A 17,165-nucleotide genomic window follows, 5' to 3' on the forward strand; every position below is an offset into this window, starting at 1 on the left:
CGTCACATCCGGCGCGTGACCACCGACAGTCGGTCCCGCGCCTCGAACAGCGCCGCCTTGATGACCTGCTCGTGCTCCCCCGTCAACCGGGCCACCGGCACCGAGCAGCTCACCGCGTCCCGCGCCGGCGTCCGGTACGGCACGGCCACCCCGAAGCAGCGCAGCCCGAGCGTGTTCTCCTCCCGGTCCAGCGCGTACCCCTGCTCCCGCACCAGCGCCAACTCCTCGATGAGCTGCTCCCGGTCGGTGATGGTGTGCTCGGTGACCGCCTCCAGCCGCCGCGGCAGCAGCGCCCGTACCTCCGCGTCCGAGTGCGTGGCGAGCAGCGCCTTGCCGAGTGCCGTCGAGTGCACGGGCAGCCGCCGCCCGACCCGGGTGAAGGGCCGCAGGTAGTGCTGGGACTGCCGGGTGGCGAGGTAGACCACGCTCGTCCCGTCCAGCCTGGCCAGGTGAATGGTCTCCGTCGTGTCGTCGGAGAGCCGGTCCAGGGTGGGCCGGGCCGCGGCGACCACCTCGTCGCCGTCGATGTACGAACTGCCGACCAGCAGGGCCCGTACGCCGATGCCGTACCGGGTGCCCGTCGCGTCCGTCTCCACCCACCCCAGGTTCACCAGCGTACGCAGCAGCATGTAGAGGCTGGACTTCGGCAGGGAGAGGTCGTTCTGGATGTCGGCCAGGCTGTGCAGCCCCGGCCGCGCCGCGAAGTGCTCCAGCAGCAGGACGGTCCGCACCGCCGATTTGACCGGCGCCGCCTGGGCGGGGATCCCCGACTCGGTCGTCGTCATACGCCTGCTTCCCCTCTGATCGCCTCTTGTCACGCCGAGGACGCGGAAATAGAGTCCACAGCAGATGTGATCATTCATCCACCGGAACCGCGTTCAGAATACTGAACGATCCAGGAGGCAGTGGGCCATGACAACGACACCAGTCTGGAGTGTGGACCCCCGCACCGGGAAGCAGCGCGAACAGGTTGCGGTGGAGGCCACACCCGGCGAGGTGGACGAAGCCGTACGGGCCGCCCACGCCGCCCGCGGCCCGCTCGCCGACCCCACCGTGCGCGCCGCCTTCCTGCGCGCCGCCGCCGCGCTGCTGGACGAGGCCGCCGCCCACGTGATCGAGGCCGCCGACGCCGAGACCGCGCTCGGTCCGGGCCGGCTCACCGGTGAACTGGCCCGCACCACCGGCCAACTGCGCGCCTTCGCCGACGCCGTGGACGCCGGGGCCTACCTCGACATCCGGATCGACCGCGCCGACCCCTCCCTCAGCCCGCCGCGCCCCGAACTGCGCCGCTACAAGGTCCCGCTGGGCGTGGTCGCGGTCTACGCCGCCTCCAACTTCCCGCTCGCCTTCTCCGTCCCCGGCGGGGACACCGCGAGCGCGCTGGCCGCCGGCTGCCCGGTGGTCGTCAAGGCTCACCCCGACCACCCCGCCACCTCCGAGCTGTGCGCCTCGCTGCTGCGCCGGGCCGCGGCCCTGACCGGGCTCCCGGCCGAGGTGGTGAGCGTGGTCCACGGGTTCGACGCCGGTCTGGAACTGATCCGCCACCCGCTGGTGGCGGCCGCCGGATTCACCGGTTCCATCCGGGGCGGGCGGGCCCTGTTCGACGCGGCGGCCGCCCGGCCCGTACCCATCCCCTTCCACGGTGAACTGGGCTCCCTCAACCCGGTCGTGGTCACGCCGGCCGCGGCCGCCGAACGCGCCGAGGAGATCGGCGCCGGGCTCGCGGGCTCGGTCACCCTCGGCGTCGGCCAGTTCTGCGTGAAGCCCGGCCTGGTGCTGGTCCCCGAGGGCGCGGACGGCGACCGGGTCACCGGCGAGCTCACCAAGGCGCTCGGGGAGACCGAGCCCGGGGTGCTGCTCGACCACCGGATGCGGGAGAACTTCGTCGCCGGGGTGCGCGAGCGGGCCGCGCTGCCCGGCGTCGACGCGCCCGTGACCCCGGGGTCCGGCGGCGAGCACACCGTCGGGGCGGGCTACCTGACCGTACCGGCCGGACACCTCCTGGAGGGCGGCGCCTACGACGTCCTGCTGGAGGAGTGCTTCGGTCCGGTCACCGTCGTCGTGCGGTACGCCGACCAGGCCGAGGCGGGCGCGGTCCTGGGGCTCCTCGGCGGGAACCTGAGCGCCACCCTCCAGCTGTCGGCCGCCGAGACCGAGGGCGCGCCCGGCCCGGCCGCCGAACTGATCGGGCAGGTCACCGGGCTGGCGGGGCGGATCGTGGTCAACGGCTGGCCGACCGGGGTCGCGGTGGCACCGGCCCAGCACCACGGCGGCCCCTACCCGGCGGCCACCTCGCACTCCACTTCGGTGGGCGGGACCGCGATCGAGCGCTGGCTGCGGCCGGTGGCCTACCAGTCCGTGCCGGACGCCCTCCTTCCGGCGGAGCTGCGCGAGTCCAACCCGCTGGGGCTGCCGCGTCAGGTCACCGGGGGCTGAGCGGGCACCGGGCGGTCCGGTATGCCGGCGGGCGGCATGCCCCACGCCCCGCCGGAACACCGGACCGCCGCCGGATCGCCGGGACCGCCGGAACACCCGACCGCCCGACCGCCCGACAAGTTCGGCAAGGAGCGCGTCGCGCGCAGCCACCCGCGCAATCAGGACTGAAGCGCCCCGAAATATCCCGCGAGGGTAAGGGAACGGCAAAGCACCTCCGGTCGTTCTCCGGGCATGACCGCTATGACCCCTGGATCCAACCTGCCGCTCAACGCCGTCCGCGTGACGGTCGACGTGGCTGCGCCGGTACGGCTCGACGTATCGGCCCTGCTCCTGACGGCGGACGGCAAGGTGCGCTCCGACGCCGACTTCATCTTCTTCAACCAGCCCTCCGGTCCCGGTGTCAGCTACCGGTCCGGCGGGGGTGCGGCACCGGACTCGATCACCGTGGACACGGCCGCGCTGCCCCCGGGCATCGAGCGGATCGTGGTCACCGCCAGCCCCGACGCCGCCGGGCAGTCCTTCCAGGGCATCGAACCCACCGGCACCGTGCGCAACGCCGACGGCGGCGCGGTGATTGCCTCCTTCACCCCGCCGCGGCTGGGCACCGAAACCGCGCTCGTCGTGGTCGAGGTCTACCAGCGCGGCGGCGTGTGGAAGGTGCGCGCGGTCGGCCAGGGGTACGCCAACGGCCTCGCGGGCATCGCCACCGACTTCGGGGTCTCCGTGGACGAGGAGCCCGCGGCGCCCCAGGCCGTGACCCCGCCCGCGCCCCCGGCGCCCCCCGCGCCCCCGGCCCCGCCGGTCTCCTACCCGGCCTCCCCCTGGCTCGGCGGCGCCACCACGCCCGCGGCTCCCGCCCCGGCCGCCCCCGTGGCCCCTCCCGCACCCGCGGCGGCCGCGCCCGGCTCCGGGAAGATCAACCTCGACAAAGGGCGGGTCAGCCTCCAGAAGAACCAGACCGTTTCCCTCGTCAAGGGCGGCCGCCCGCTGCTCTCCCAGGTCAAGATGGGGCTGGGCTGGGAGCCGGCCTTCCGCGGCAAGGACATCGACCTCGACGCCTCCGTCATCGTGTACGGCCCCCAGCGCAACCACATCGACAGCTGCTACTTCGGCAAGCTGTCCATCCTCGGCGGTGCCGTCAAGCACTCCGGTGACAACCTCACCGGTGAGGGCGCGGGCGACGACGAGGTGATCGTCGTGGACCTCGGCCGGATCCCCGCCGACGCCACCGGTCTGGTGTTCACGGTCAATTCCTTCTCCGGCCAGAAGTTCACCGAGGTGGCCAAGGCCTACTGCCGTCTCATCGACGCGGCGAGCGGCGAAGAGCTGGTGCGCTTCGACCTGACGAGCGCCGAACCCCAGACCGGCGTGATGATGGCCAAGCTGATCAAGCAGTTCTCCGGCGAGTGGGAGATGACCGCCATGGGCGACTTTGTGAAGTCGCGCACAGTGCGCGGCATGGTCAAGCCCGCCGCACAGGCACTCTGAGCAGGTGGGCGGGCACGTGCGGCCACCGGTACGCGTTCCGGGTGATGGATGCCACGCGTAATCCGTAGGTGGCTGTCAGTGCCCGCCCGTAGCCTTGAAACCATGCACGAGTCACTCAATCCCGCGGGGCCCGCCCGCCCGTCCGCCGCCGAGGCGAACGAGGCGATCCGGCGCCTCGTCGAGACCCAGGTGGACGGCGAGTGGCCCTCGGAGGCGTACGAGTTTCTGCTCGCCGAGTGGGCCGAGGCCTCGCGCGCTGAGATTTCCCCGGCCCTGTAGGCGCCACGTGCGCCCTCGCGCCGCCGACGTAGACGCCGACGTCTACGTCAGTGCCCGCGCCGCCACGGCCCGGTAATGGCCAGCATGATGCCCGGGTCCTGGATGTTGGCGTACAGCGTGCGCCCGTCCGGGGAGAAGCAGACACCGGTGAATTCGGAGTACTCCGGCTCCTCGGCCGACCCGTTGTTCAGCTCGTTGCGCGCCAGCGGGTAGGTGCGTCCCGAGGCCGTCGCGCCGAACAGGTGCTGCAGCCCCGAGCCGTCCTCCGCGATGATCAGGCCGCCGTACGGGGACACGGTGATGTTGTCGGGGCCGTCGTAGCCGCCGTCGACCGACGGATCGGCGTTAATCCCGATGAGGACGGTGAGCCGGACCGTGCGCCGCTTGGGGTCGTAGAACCAGACCTGACCGTCGTGGGCCGCGCCCGGGCTCTCCTCACGGGCGTAGGACGAGACGAAGTACGCGCCGCCGTCCGCCCACCACATGCCCTCCAGCTTGCGCCCGCGCGTCACCACACCGTCCGCGAACTGCTTGCGCACCGGTACGGTCCGGGCATCGCGGTCGGGGACGTCCACCCAGTCGACCCCGTACACGGTGCCGATCTTCGTGGCGCGCGAGAAGTCGTCGACGAACCGGCCGGAACTGTCGATGCACTTGGCGGCCTGGAGCACGCCTGCGTCGGCCGCGAGCGTACGGAGCTTGCCGCGCCCGTGGTGGAAGCCGCGGGGCGGGGTCCAGCGGTAGAGCAGCCCGTTGGGGCCGGAGGCGTCCTCGGTGAGGTAGGCGTGGCCCTGGCGCGGGTCGATGACCACGGCCTCGTGGTCGTAGCGCCCGAAGGCCTTGACCGGCCGCGGGTCACGGTTGGCGCGCCGGTCGTGCGGGTCGACCTCGAAGACGTAGCCGTGGTCCTTCGTCATGCCGTTCTTGCCTGCCAGGTCCGAGTTCTCCTCACAGGTCAGCCAGGTGCCCCAGGGGGTGGCACCGCCCGCACAGTTGGTCGACGTACCGGCGATGCCCACCCATTCGGCGACCTCGCCGCCGCGCCGGACCTCCACGACCGTGCACCCGCCGGCCGCGGCCGGATCGTAGACGAGGCCCTCGGTGAGCGGGACCGGGCGGGCCCAGTTCTCCCTCTTGCCCTTGAGCTCGTGGTTGTTGACGAGGAGGGTGACCCCGCGGTGGCCCTCGAAGGCGGCGGTCCCGTCGTGGTTGGACGGGGTGGTCTCACCGGAGTCCAGCTCGGTGACCCCGCTGTGCGTGATGACGCGGTACGTGAACCCTGCGGGCAGGGCCAGCAGTCCGGCCGGGTCGGGGACGAGCGGGCCGTAGCCGGGCTCGCAGGGCCGTCCCTGCTCGTCGCGTCCGGTGCCGTCCTCGGCGGCGAGCGCCCCCGGGGCGGTGGCGAGGGCGCCGACCGTCCCGGTGAGCGCGACTCCCGCTCCGGCGATGACGGTACGAGCGGTGAAGTCTCTACGGCTGAGCGGCATCGGGGCTCCTGGGGTGGGGAGGTGGTGCGCCTGTCGTGCGGTCGTCGGCGCACACGCTCTCGCCCGCACGTGAACGGCGGCTGAACTACCCACCAAGAGGAACCGACCCCTTGCCCAGCCCCGGAATGGCCAACTCCGGCCCCAGGAACGGCGCATTGTCACCACCCCCCGGGCATCCTCCCGGGCGCCCGCCCCGGTCTGCGGTCAGGGGCCCTGGTTCTGCCAGGCTGCGCACGTGGAAGAACTCATAGGAACGCAGAAGCCGGTACGCAGGATCCTTGACCCCGACGAGGCGATCGCCGCCCTGGAGCGCGCCGTTCCCGGGTTGGTGGAGCTCCGTCGGAGGGAACGGGCGGTTTTCGACTGGCACACGGTCGAGGAGAGGATCGGAACGGCTCTGCCGTCCGACTTCAAGGCGCTCGCCGAGTGGTATCCGGCCTTTGAACTGGGCGACTTCCTGGGTCTTTCCTCCCCTTTGCCCGGGACGGAAAACGCCCGCGCCACGGCGTGGGCCAGGGAGCTCGAAGGAGAGGGACCCGAGCTGCGTCCCGCCGAGCTCGCCTCGACGGTCCTGATGCTCTGGGGGGACTCGAAGGAAGGCGACGACTTCTTCTGGAGCGTGCTCGGGGACGATCCGGACCGTTGGCCCGTCACCATCAGCTCGCACAACAGCGCCTGGTGGCACTACGAGGCCGGAATGGTCCAGTTCCTGGCGGAGCTCTGCGACGGAACCCTGGATCCCTGGGCGCTCCCCCCGGTCCAGCCCGAACTCACCGGCTGGGGCGTTGCGGGCGGCGGCTGGCACACGACGGTCTGAGTCGTCCCTGCCGGACCGTGCCGGGCGGTGCGGGCCCGGCCGGATCCGACGGCGACGACCCGGGGACCCGACCACGCGGGAACCCGACGACCCGGGAACCCGGGAACCCGACGACCCGGGCACCCGGGCACCCGGGCACCCGGGCACCCGGCGATCAGGACGGACGGGAGCGGGCCTTGAAGGCGGCCTTGCGGGCTTCCTTGGCCGACTTCTTGTCCGGGTGCAGCCGGCCCATCGCCTCCAGGACGTACGCCGTCGCCGGGTGTTCCACCCGCCACACCTCCTCGAAGAAGCCCGCGTGATGAGCGGTCAGACCCGCCATCAGGAGCGGCAACTCCTCCGTCTCCCCGTCGGCGGCGAGCTGCGCCGCAATCGTGTCCACGGTGAGCCAGAACACCATCTCCGGGTCCGGCGCCGGTACGTCGCTCACCCCGCGCTCCGCCAGCCAGACCCGGGCGAGTCCGCCGAGCTCCGGGTCGTCCAGCACCGAGCGGAACGCGGGCTCGGCCTCCGCTCCGGCGGGGGCCAGTGCCTGCTGGCACCGGAGCCGGCGCAGCGGGCCGCCCTCGTCGTCCCCGCGGGCGGCGGCCAGCAGCTCGGCGGCCGCGGCGGGCAGTTCCCGGCCGGCCAGCCAGTGCTCGATCTCGGCCTGGGCGGCGTTCTCGGAGTAGGCGGAGACCGCGTCGAGGAGTGCGTCGGCGCCCTTCTCGGCCAGTTCGCCGACGGCGGGGGCATCGACCCCGGCCTCCAGCATCCGGGCCCGGATCCCGTACAGGCCGAGGGGGGTCAGGCGGACCATCCCGTAGCGGGAGACCTCCTCGTCGTCCACGGCGCTCGCGGTCGCCGGCTCCAGCGGTCCGTCGACCTCCGCCATGAGCGCCTCGTCGACGGGCCGGAACTCCACCAGCCCGATCGGCTCCAACTGCCGGAACTGGTCGTCGAGGCGCATCATCGCGTCCGAGACCTGTTCCAGTACGGCGTCGGTGGGCTCGCCCATGCCGTCGGGCACGACCATCGACGCGGCGAGCACCGGCAGCGGAACCGGCTCGTCCGCGGCCCTCTCCTCGGTAACGGTGAGCAGGTAGAGGTTGGCGAGGACCTCGTCGAGGAGGTCCGCCTCGCGCCCCGGGTTCCAGTCCAGCCGGTCGAAGTCGATCTCGCCGCCCGCGTCCAGCGCGTCGACCAGGTCGTCCAGGTCGGGCACCGCCGCGTCGGCGAGCACCGTGTCCAGCGCCGCCAGCCAGAGGTCGAGTACGTCGCCGGGCGCACCGCTCGTCACCAGCGCGAGGTCCTCACCCGGCGCGGCCGTGCCGAAGCGCTCCTCGTCGCCCTCCCCGCCGCCGTCCTCCGGCTCGGTCACGTCGACCAGACCGGTGTCCACGGCCACCCGCCAGGCCTGGCTCGCGTACCCGACGGAGTCCGCGTCGGCGGCGTCGAGGCCGAGCACTGCGGCGGCCCCGGGCAGCTGGTCGGTGGCGAGCTCTCCGCCGACGCCGATGCGGGTGTCGGGTCCGGCCCAGCGGGCGAGCCGTACGGCGCGCGCGAACAGCGGGGCGCCGAGGGCGTCGCGGGCCAGCTCCGCATCGGAGTGCAGCCGTACGGGCGGCAGCGTGGGGTGCGAGTCAGCGGACATGGGGCGGTTCTCCTCGCGGACGCGGTGGGGCGGGGTGAGACGGCGTGGGACTCGGGATGAAACGGGGTGGGACTCGGGGCGAAACGGGGTGGGACGGGGTACGGCGGAGTGTGGCGTTGGTGACACGGGCCGCGCTGCCGGTCGGACCGTCATGTGCGCCCGGATTTCGCTGACATGGCCGACATGACGGGGCAGTGCGGGCACGCGGATGTGGCGCAGATGACAGGCGTGGCCTTCGTACGGCGCTCCAGCCTAGACGCATTTCGGGCGCGTCCGGCGGGCCATCCCCTTTGGTTCATCCCACAGTCAGCTGTCGTCTTCCCTGGAGGGCTTGACAACTTTGCTGGCCACACAGGAAATTGACGCGCGTAGATGTACAGGGAGCGGCATGCCTCCCGCAGATCTCACTGCCGCACCCCCCACCATTTCCCTCTCCCACACCGGAGTTCCCGCCCATGCGCTCCTCGCATCCCCGTTCCGCCGCCGTCGCGGCCCTCGTCGCCACCGCACTGGCCACCGGCCTGCTCGCGGGCTCCGCCGACGCGGCCGAAGGCGCCGTGTCCGCCGATCCGATACGCATCCACGACATTCAGGGCACCACCCGGATATCCCCGCTCAACGGCAAGCAGGTCACGGACGTCGAGGGCATCGTGACGGGCGTGCGCGCGTACGGCTCGCGCGGCTTCTGGATCCAGGACCCGAACGCCGATGACAACGACGCCACCAGCGAGGGCGTCTTCGTCTTCACCAACGCCGTCCCGACCGTCGCCGCGGGCGACGCGGTCAAGGTCTCCGGCACCGTCGGCGAGTACGTCCCCGGCGGCGTGAACTCCGGCAACCAGTCGGTGACCCAGATCTCCAAGCCGACGGTGACCGTGGTCTCCTCCGGCAACGCGCTGCCCGAGGCCACCGCGATCAACGAGTACTCGGTGCCCGCCGAGTACGCCCCGGCCGGCGACCCGGCCGCCGCCGGCAGCATCAACGGCCTGACCCTGGAGCCCTCGCGCTACGCACTCGACCACTACGAGTCGCTGGAGGGCATGAACGTCAAGATCGGCACCTCCCGCGTGGTCGGCGCCACCGACCCGTACTCGGAGCTGTGGGTCACGGTGAAGGGCTGGGAGAACACCGCCAAGCGCGGCGGCACCATCTACGGCTCCTACGAGTCCCAGAACACCGGCCGCCTGCAGATCCAGCAGCTCGCGCCCATCGCGCAGCAGCCCTTCCCGGTGGCCAATGTCGGCGACCGGCTGACCGGCACCACCGAAGGCCCGCTGGACTTCAACCAGTTCGGCGGCTACACGCTGGTGGCCCGCACCCTCGGTACCGTCAAGGCGGGCACCCTCGCCCCCGAGAAGACCAAGCCGCAGGCCGAGCAGGAGCTCGCGGTGGCCACGTACAACGTCGAGAACCTCGACCCGACCGACCCCCAGGAGAAGTTCGACGCGCTGGCGAAGGCGGTCGTGGAGAACCTGGCTTCCCCCGACGTCCTCGCCCTGGAGGAGATCCAGGACGACAACGGCGCCAAGAACGACGGCACCGTCTCGGCCGAGCAGACCCTCACCAAGTTCACCTCGGCGATCTCGGCCGCCGGCGGCCCGGCCTACCAGTGGCGGACCGTCAACCCGGAGGACAAGAAGGACGGCGGCGAGCCCGGCGGCAACATCCGGCAGGTGTTCCTCTTCAACCCGGCGCGGGTCTCCTTCACCGAGCGCGCCCCGGGTGACGCGGTGACCGCGACCGGCGTGACCAAGGTGAACGGCAAGGTCGCCCTGACCCACTCCCCCGGCCGCGTCGACCCGGCCAACCCGGCGTGGGCGGACAGCCGCAAGCCGCTGGCGGGCGAGTTCGTCTTCCGCGGCAAGACGGTCTTCGTGATCGCCAACCACTTCGGCTCCAAGGGCGGCGACGAGGGCCTGACCTCGCACCACCAGCCGCCGGTCCGTTCCTCGGAGACCAAGCGACTGCTCCAGGCGCAGGCCGTGAACGGTTTCGTGAAGCAGATCCTCGCGGAGGACAAGAACGCCAACGTCCTCGTCCTCGGCGACATCAACGACTTCGAGTTCTCGGCGACGACGGACGCGCTGGCGGACGGCGGGGCGCTGTACCCGGCGATCAAGTCGCTACCGAAGGCCGAGCGCTACTCGTACGTCTACCAGGGCAACGCGCAGGTGCTGGACCAGATCCTGACCAGCCCGGCGATCAAGAAGTTCACGTACGACAGCGTGCACATCAACGCGGAGTTCGCGGCGCAGAACAGCGACCACGACCCGCAGGTGCTGCGCTTCCGCCCGTAGCCCTTCGGGGTCCGCAGGCGTAGGGGGTCCGGCCGCTGTCCCGGCCGGGCCCCCTGCCACAATCCCGCCATGATCTTCCGTGAGGCCACCCGCCAGGACCTGCCCGCCGTACTCGCCCTGCTCGCCGACGAGGACTCGGTCCTCGACCCGGCCCAGATCGTGATCGGCGAGGCGCACGAGCGGGCCTTCGCCGCGATAGGGGCGGACCCGCGCAACGAGATGCTGGTCCTCACGGACGGGGCGGACGGGGCGGACGGAGCGCGCGAGGCGGGCGAGGTCGTCCTCGGCTGCCTCCAGCTCACCTACGTCCCGGGCCTGGGCCAGGACGGGCAGGAACGGGCACTGGTGGAAGCGGTACGGATCCGCGCGGACCGGCGGGGCGCGGGACTCGGCGCCGAACTGGTACGGCTCGCCGTCGAGCGGGCCCGCGGGCGCGGCTGCGGCCTGGTCCAGCTGACCAGCAACAAGCGTCGGACGGCCGCGCACCGGTTCTACGAGCGACTGGGCTTCGCACGCAGCCACGAGGGCTTCAAGCTGCACCTGGAGCCGTAACCGCGCCTTCCCGGACAAGCTAGGGACTTTCGACCCTGGCGTGACGCTCGACACATCCGTACCGAATCGGCCGGTTGTGGTGGTTGAGTATTTCCACGCACGATCTTGTTACCGGCCCGTACCGAACGCACTCCCGGAGGATCCTCGTGTTGCCCTCCATCCCCCTCGCTCAGGAAATCGGCCTCGCCGTCCTGCTCATGGGCGCGATCGTCTGGTTCACCGGCCTCCGCCACATGCGGGAGAACAGCAGTTTCCCCCGCTCGGGTCCCGCCGCCGGGGGCCTGCCGATGATCCCGACCCAGCGCGGCTCCGCCGCGCACCCGATGGAGTCGGTGGAGCTGACCGAGGCGGAGAAGCAGGCCTTTGCGGGCCTGGTCCGCACGATCTCCCTGCCCTGAGCGCCCGCGGGAACGGGCTGGGCGCGGCGGTGGCAGAGTTGGCGCCGGTCCGCGTGCGGTGGGCTTCCACGGCGGTGCGGCGCGTACCCGAGGTCGTCGAGGGCCTCGGCCCCTGACGACGTGCCGGCGGCCGGCTGCCGGCGACCCGACTCGTGGCCCGCAGAACGCGAAGAGCGCCCTCCCCGAACCGTGGGAGGGCGCTCTTCGACGTGACACCGTGGCAGGGCGTCAGTTGTGGCTGTGCAGGACCTCGTTCAGGCCGCCCCAGGCCGCCTTGTACGGGCGGGCCTCGACGGCGCCGGTCACCGAGTTGCGGCGGAAGAGGATGTTGTTGGCGCCGGAGAGCTCCAGGGCCTTGACGATCTGGCCGTCCGGCAGGGTCACGCGGGTGCCCGCGGTCACGTAGAGGCCGGCCTCCACGACGCACTCGTCGCCCAGCGCGATGCCCACGCCCGCCTCGGCGCCGATCAGGGTGCGCTCGCCGATCGAGATGATCTGCTTGCCGCCGCCCGAGAGGGTGCCCATGGTGGAGGCGCCGCCGCCGATGTCGGAGCCGTCGCCGACCACCACTCCCGCGGAGATGCGGCCCTCGACCATGGAGGTGCCGAGGGTACCGGCGTTGAAGTTGACGAAGCCCTCGTGCATGACGGTGGTGCCCTCGGCGAGGTGCGCGCCGAGGCGGACGCGGTCCGCGTCGGCGATGCGCACGCCCTTGGGGGCGACGTAGTCCGTCATCCGCGGGAACTTGTCGATCGAGGTGACCTGGAGGTGCAGGCCCTCGGCGCGCGCGTTGAGGCGGACGGTCTCGACCTGGTCGATCGCGACCGGGCCCAGCGAGGTCCAGGCGACGTTGGCCAGCAGCCCGAAGACGCCGTCGAGGTTCTGGCCGTGCGGCTTGACCAGGCGGTGGCTGAGCAGGTGCAGGCGCAGGTACGCGTCGTGCGCGTCCAGCGGCTTGTCCTCCAGGGAGGAGATGACCGTGCGGACGGCTACGACCTCGACGCCACGGACCGCGTCCGTGCGGATCGCCTTGGCCGCGGCGGCGCCCAGCAGCTCCACGGCCTGGTCGGCGGTGAGGCGCTCGGTGCCGGCCGGGCCGGGCTCGGCGACCAGCTCGGGGGCGGGGAACCAGGTGTCGAGGACGGTGCCGTCGGCGGTGAGGGTGGCAAGTCCGGCGGCGACGGCGCCGGTGGTACGCGTAGCAGTCATATCCGAAACCTAACCGGCGACGGCCTTCGGTTGCGAACCGGTCTCATGTGCCGGTCGTGCGGGTCGCGCCGCGTGCCGGGCCTGGCGGGCGTGCGCCCCCAGCAGCGCCGCGCCCGCCCCTGCCGCCAGCACCGCGCAGAGCGGCCACAGCAGCCATGGCGCCGCCGAGTACAGGGCTCCGCCGAGCGGTGGGCCGAGGACGACCCCGCTGACCGAGACGCCCGCGTACAGGCTCTGGAACCGCCCGATGGCGTGCTCGGGTGCCTGGTCGGCCATGTGGGCGGTGGCGGTGGTCTTGTAGAGGATCTCCCCGAGGCTCAGCAGGACCATCATCGCCACGGCGCTCGCGACCCCGGCCCCGAACAGCAGCGCCGCGTAGGCGGCCCCGACGAGCAGCATGCCGGTGCCGATGACGGGCAGGGCCGGCCGCTCGCGCAGGGCGACGGCGGCGGGCAGTTCCAGCAGCAGGATCACCCCTCCGTTCAGGGCGATGACGAGCCCGAAGGCGCGGGCGTCCAGGCCGTGGTCGCCGAGGAAGACGGCGAAGGTGGAGTACTGCTGGCGGTAGACGACGTCGGTCACCATGATCGCGCCGAGCAGCACCAGCACGGTGGGGCGGGCGCGCAGTTCGTGCCACAGGCCCCGTTCGCCGCGGCCCGGACCCCCGTCCTGGGCTGCGGCGAGTGAGCGGGGAGCGCCGCGGGCCGGGACGACCCGCGCGGTCCAGAGGGCGAAGACGAGCGTGCCGACGCCGTCGCCGACGAAGAGCCAGTCGTAGGAGAGGCCGGTGGCGATCAGGGCACCCAGCGGCGGCCCGAGGGTGAATCCGCCGTTGGAGGCGCAGCGCACGAGGGCGAAGGCCTGGCGGCGGGCTCCCTCCGGGACGGTGACCGCGACGAGCGCGGAGTTGGCGGCCCGGACCACGCCGGAGGCGTACTGGGCCACGGGCAGGGCCGCGTAGAGGAGCGGCAGCGGGAGCAGGGGGAGGGCCACGAGCACCAAACCCCCGAGGGCGGATGCGGCGAGGAGCACCCGGCGGTGGCCGAAGCGGTCGCCGTACCAGCCGCCGGTGAAATTGCCGGCGACCAGGCCGATGCCCGCGATTCCGGTGACGAGGCCCGCCTGGGCGGCGCCGAGTTCGCGCGGGCCGGTCAGGTAGAGGAAGACGAAGACGAACGTGAAGCTGACGACGGCGTTGACGAAGCCCCCCGCAGCCAGCAGCCACACGACCTTCGGTATGTCCTTGAACCCCTGCAGCACACCTGTGTCCCCCTGATCCCATGAGTAAGTTCCCTTTGGGAACGGACTATGTCAGCATGGCAGCCTTGGGTCAACGGACGAAGGAGTTCCCATGGCCCAGCGCACACACCTCGGCGACGCGGACTGCGCCATCGCCCAGGCCCTCGATGTGGTGGGCGACTGGTGGACGCTGCTGATCGTGCGGGACGCCGCGCGGGGTCTGCACCGCTTCGACGAGCTCCAGCGCGAGTTGGGGATGTCCCGCAAGGTGCTGGCGGAACGGCTGAAACTGCTCGTCGAGGCCGGGGTGCTGTCGCGCGAGCCGTACCAGGAACGCCCGGTGCGGCACGAGTACCGGCTGACCCCGCGCGGGCGGGGGCTACTGCCCGTCCTGGTGGCCCTCCAGGACTGGGGAGACACCTGGGTCCTGGGAGAGGGAGAGATGACGGCGACGACCGACGAGGCCTCGCGCGAGGCGGAACGCGTGCACGCGCTGCGCGGCGCGCAGGTGCCCCCGCTGCTGCTGCCGGACCGTTTCGGCGAGCTGAGCGACCCGGTGGCGGACACCCCGTTCACGGTCCTGTACTGCTTCCCGGGTGCGTACGCGCGCGCCGAGTCCTACCCGCCCGGCTGGGCCGGGATCCCGGGTGCCCGGGGCTGCACGTTCGAGTCGTGCACCTACCGCGACCAGCTCGCGGAATTCACCGCGGCCGGCGCCACCGTGCACGGGGTGTCGACCCAGCGCCCGGACGAGCAGCGGGAGTTCGCGGAGCAGGAGCGGCTGCGGTTCCCGCTCCTGTCGGACGCGGATCTGGCGCTGACGGCCGCGCTGCGCCTTCCGACGTTCCGCGCGGCGGGCACGAGCCGGATCAAGCGGCTGACGCTCGTCATCGACCGCGACCGCACGGTCCGCGAGGTGATCTACCCGATCCAGGACATCGAGGCGAGCGTGCAGACCGCTCTCGCGGCGGTACGCTCCGCGGGCTGAACGGGCCGGGCCGGGGCCGGACAGCCGGGCCGAGCTCGGGCATTCGGAGGAGCCGAACGGCAACGGCGCGCCTACGACGGCCGCAGCACCCGCCCCAGGACCTCGCGGGCGTACTCCTCGTCGTACGCGGCCCCCGTCAGCAGGGCCTGCAAGCCGATCCCGTCCATGGCCGCCACCAGCGCCCGCGCGGTCACCGGATCGGTCCGCGGGGTCAGCGCCGCAGACACCGCCTCGCACCACTGCGCCGCCACTGGTCGCAGTGCCGGGCGGCGCAGGGCCGCGAGGTAGAGCTCGTACTCCAGCTCGACCCGGCCCCGGTCCCCCGCCAGGAACTCCCCGAGCAGGCGGGCCAGGACCCCGGCGAGGTCCGCGTCGGGGTCGGCCAGCGCGGCCGAGCGCGCCACCGCCTGGGCGAAGCCCTCGTTGGCCTGGCGCAGGGCGGCGACCAGCAGGTCGTCCAGCGTCTTGAAGTGGTACGTCGTCGACCCGAGCGGCACGTCGGCCTCCGCGGCGACGCTGCGGTGGGTCAGCCCCGCGATGCCCCGATCTCCGACCACCCGCAGCGCCGCGTCGACGATCCGCTGCCGCCGGTCCGGGTCGTAGCGCCGCACACCGGGGCTCATCAGTGGGCCCCGCCGAGGTTCAGCAGGACCACGCCGCCGATCACCAGGGCGATGCCGGCGATCTTGGCGGCGGTGGCCGCCTCCCCCAGGAACACCATGCCTATGGCGGCGATCGCGGCGGTGCCGACGCCCGCCCATATGGCGTACGCCGTGCCGACCGACATCGACTTCAGCGTCTGCGCGAGCAGGGTGAAGGCGATGGCATAGCCCAGCAGTGTGCCCAGCGACGGCCACAGCTTCGTGAAGCCGTCGCTGTACTTCATGGCGGTGGTTCCGGCGACCTCTGCGGCAATGGCCGCGGCAAGCATGACGTAAGGCATGCGTACAACTGTACACATCAATGCGTACGCGCGTACACAAGCGAACCGGATATGGCCCGTCATGCCCCTGACATGCTGGGATACGGTGTGCGTTCCATGGGGGAACGAGCAGACGGAGCGGACGCATGACGCAGAGCGCAGGGTGGGGATCCACGGGGGCACCGGGGTCAAGATGGCCAGGAGGCCCGGGTGGCACGCCGCAGTGGGGAGGATGGGCTCCGCCGCCCCCGCCGCAGCCCGGGGTGATGCCCCTGCGGCCCCTGGGCCTCGGGGACATCGTGAGCGCCTCGTTCGCCACGCTCGGCCGCCACTGGAAGCAGCTGCTCGGCGTGATGCTGGCCGTGCAGGGCATCTGCCTGCTGGCCATGGCCCTGCTGGCGGGCATCGCCGTCGCCGCGGTGTACGACCACATCGAGCCGGTTCTCGACCCGCCCTACGGCCGGCCCCCGTCGGCCGAGCACCTCACACCGTTCCTCGTCGCGGCGGTCACGCTGTTCGTGCTGCTGCTCGCCGTGGGGCTGCTGGGCATGGCGATGCTCACCGCCCTGTGCCCGGCGGTCCTCCGCGAGGCGGTCAGGGGCCGGCCCACGACCTTCCGCGCGATGTGGGACACGGCCCTGCGGCGGACGCCCGCCGTCCTGGGCGCGCTGGCGCTCACGGGGCTGATCGCCGGCGCCCCGGTGCTCGCCGCCCTCGCGGTGTGGATCCCGGTGATGATCGCCTCCACCTCCGGCGGCGACCCGTCACCCGGGGCGATGCTCCTCCTGCCCGTGCTCATGCTGCTCGCCCTGCCGGTGGCCGTGTGGCTCGGCACCCGGCTCAGCCTCGCCCCCGCCGCGGCGGTCATGGAGGAGGCCGGCCCGGTCATCGCGCTGCGCCGCTCGGCCGCACTGGTCAAGGGCCAGTGGTGGCGGATCTTCGGCATCTCCCTGGTCGGCAGCATGATCGGGATGAGCGTCGCCTACCTGATCCAGATGCCCTTCCAGCTCATCGGCATGTTCGGGATGCTCCCGCTCATGGTCGAGGGGGGCGAGGGAGCCACCCCGTCGGCAGGCACGATCGTCGGCCTCGTGTTCTGCTTCGCGTGCCTGCTGGTCGGCGGCGGCGTGAGCCAGATGTTCCAGACCGGGTACACCCAGCTGGTCAACGATCTGCTCTACGTGGACCAGCGGATCCGGCGTGAGGACCTCGCCTCCGCCATCCTCGCCGAGGCCGCCGCGCAGACCCCCGGCACCGTCCCCACGGCCGCCCCCGCACCGGCACCCGGACCCGCACCCGCGGACACGCACCCGGCCCATCCGGACCCGCGGCCGAACGGTCAGGCGGACACCTGAGCAGCCGGACGAAGCCTCCGGTCCCGGCCGGACCACACGAGGAAGGGCCCCCGGCACGATGCCGG

The 17,165-nt window shown here is 72.4% G+C and carries 16 protein-coding genes; 9 read left to right on the forward strand and 7 right to left on the reverse strand.

Going from position 1 to position 17,165, the window contains the following annotated elements:
- Positions 1-2: 2 nt before the first annotated feature.
- Positions 3-785, reverse strand: a complete 783-nt coding sequence (locus tag ACIQK6_RS13285; RefSeq protein WP_030012952.1) for an IclR family transcriptional regulator — start codon at positions 783-785, stop codon at positions 3-5.
- A gap of 127 nt (positions 786-912) precedes the next feature.
- On the opposite strand from ACIQK6_RS13285, the gene ACIQK6_RS13290 reads away from it, so the two are divergent.
- From ACIQK6_RS13290 to ACIQK6_RS13300, 3 genes are all read left to right on the forward strand, one after another.
- Complete coding sequence (locus ACIQK6_RS13290; RefSeq protein WP_402694804.1) at positions 913-2,436, forward strand: aldehyde dehydrogenase (NADP(+)); 1,524 nt, start codon at positions 913-915, stop codon at positions 2,434-2,436.
- Positions 2,437-2,676: 240 nt separating this feature from the next.
- Positions 2,677-3,924, forward strand: coding sequence for a TerD family protein (locus ACIQK6_RS13295; RefSeq protein WP_329103353.1), 1,248 nt, complete (start codon positions 2,677-2,679; stop codon positions 3,922-3,924).
- Between the two features lie 102 nt (positions 3,925-4,026).
- Positions 4,027-4,203 carry a hypothetical protein gene (locus ACIQK6_RS13300; RefSeq protein WP_329103351.1) on the forward strand — a complete coding sequence of 59 codons (177 nt, stop codon included), beginning with the start codon at positions 4,027-4,029 and terminating at the stop codon, positions 4,201-4,203.
- A 47-nt stretch (positions 4,204-4,250) separates the two neighbouring features.
- On the opposite strand, the gene ACIQK6_RS13305 is transcribed toward ACIQK6_RS13300, so the two are convergent.
- Positions 4,251-5,690, reverse strand: a complete 1,440-nt coding sequence (locus ACIQK6_RS13305; protein WP_402694805.1) for an alkaline phosphatase PhoX — start codon at positions 5,688-5,690, stop codon at positions 4,251-4,253.
- Between the two features lie 235 nt (positions 5,691-5,925).
- On the opposite strand from ACIQK6_RS13305, the gene ACIQK6_RS13310 reads away from it, so the two are divergent.
- Complete coding sequence (locus ACIQK6_RS13310) at positions 5,926-6,507, forward strand: hypothetical protein (RefSeq protein ID WP_402694806.1); 582 nt, start codon at positions 5,926-5,928, stop codon at positions 6,505-6,507.
- A gap of 154 nt (positions 6,508-6,661) precedes the next feature.
- Here ACIQK6_RS13310 and ACIQK6_RS13315 read toward each other — a convergent pair whose 3' ends face one another.
- Complete coding sequence (locus ACIQK6_RS13315; RefSeq protein ID WP_329103345.1) at positions 6,662-8,140, reverse strand: hypothetical protein; 1,479 nt, start codon at positions 8,138-8,140, stop codon at positions 6,662-6,664.
- A gap of 455 nt (positions 8,141-8,595) precedes the next feature.
- On the opposite strand from ACIQK6_RS13315, the gene ACIQK6_RS13320 reads away from it, so the two are divergent.
- From ACIQK6_RS13320 to ACIQK6_RS13330, 3 genes are all read left to right on the forward strand, one after another.
- Entirely contained in the window at positions 8,596-10,437 is a 1,842-nt protein-coding gene (locus tag ACIQK6_RS13320; RefSeq protein ID WP_402694807.1) for an endonuclease/exonuclease/phosphatase family protein, read from the forward strand.
- Positions 10,438-10,506: 69 nt separating this feature from the next.
- Positions 10,507-10,989, forward strand: coding sequence for a GNAT family N-acetyltransferase (locus tag ACIQK6_RS13325; protein WP_329103341.1), 483 nt, complete (start codon positions 10,507-10,509; stop codon positions 10,987-10,989).
- Between the two features lie 146 nt (positions 10,990-11,135).
- On the forward strand, positions 11,136-11,387 hold the full coding sequence (locus tag ACIQK6_RS13330) for a hypothetical protein (RefSeq protein ID WP_329103339.1): 252 nt from the start codon (positions 11,136-11,138) through the stop codon (positions 11,385-11,387).
- Positions 11,388-11,615: 228 nt separating this feature from the next.
- On the opposite strand, the gene dapD is transcribed toward ACIQK6_RS13330, so the two are convergent.
- Together dapD and ACIQK6_RS13340 are read right to left on the reverse strand one after the other, a co-directional pair.
- Positions 11,616-12,596: a 2,3,4,5-tetrahydropyridine-2,6-dicarboxylate N-succinyltransferase gene (gene dapD, locus ACIQK6_RS13335; protein ID WP_329103337.1), complete on the reverse strand. Its 981-nt coding sequence runs from the start codon at positions 12,594-12,596 to the stop codon at positions 11,616-11,618.
- 9 nt (positions 12,597-12,605) lie between these two features.
- Positions 12,606-13,853: an MFS transporter gene (locus ACIQK6_RS13340; RefSeq protein WP_402694935.1), complete on the reverse strand. Its 1,248-nt coding sequence runs from the start codon at positions 13,851-13,853 to the stop codon at positions 12,606-12,608.
- A gap of 94 nt (positions 13,854-13,947) precedes the next feature.
- Between ACIQK6_RS13340 and ACIQK6_RS13345 the strand changes: the two genes are divergently transcribed.
- Entirely contained in the window at positions 13,948-14,823 is an 876-nt protein-coding gene (locus ACIQK6_RS13345) for a winged helix-turn-helix transcriptional regulator (RefSeq protein ID WP_329103335.1), read from the forward strand.
- A gap of 71 nt (positions 14,824-14,894) precedes the next feature.
- Here the strand turns inward: ACIQK6_RS13345 and ACIQK6_RS13350 are convergent, their stop codons facing one another.
- Positions 14,895-15,446, reverse strand: coding sequence for a TetR family transcriptional regulator (locus tag ACIQK6_RS13350; RefSeq protein ID WP_329103333.1), 552 nt, complete (start codon positions 15,444-15,446; stop codon positions 14,895-14,897).
- Positions 15,446-15,766 (reverse strand): multidrug efflux SMR transporter, encoded by a 321-nt coding sequence (locus tag ACIQK6_RS13355; RefSeq protein WP_030720338.1) that lies wholly within the window; start codon positions 15,764-15,766, stop codon positions 15,446-15,448. Before ACIQK6_RS13355 ends, ACIQK6_RS13350 begins: the two co-directional genes overlap by 1 nt.
- A gap of 245 nt (positions 15,767-16,011) precedes the next feature.
- On the opposite strand from ACIQK6_RS13355, the gene ACIQK6_RS13360 reads away from it, so the two are divergent.
- Positions 16,012-17,100: an oxidoreductase gene (locus ACIQK6_RS13360; protein ID WP_329103331.1), complete on the forward strand. Its 1,089-nt coding sequence runs from the start codon at positions 16,012-16,014 to the stop codon at positions 17,098-17,100.
- The last annotated feature ends 65 nt before the right edge of the window (positions 17,101-17,165 follow it).

This window comes from Streptomyces sp. NPDC091682 (genome assembly GCF_044756625.1).
Classification (GTDB): Bacteria; Actinomycetota; Actinomycetes; order Streptomycetales; family Streptomycetaceae; genus Streptomyces.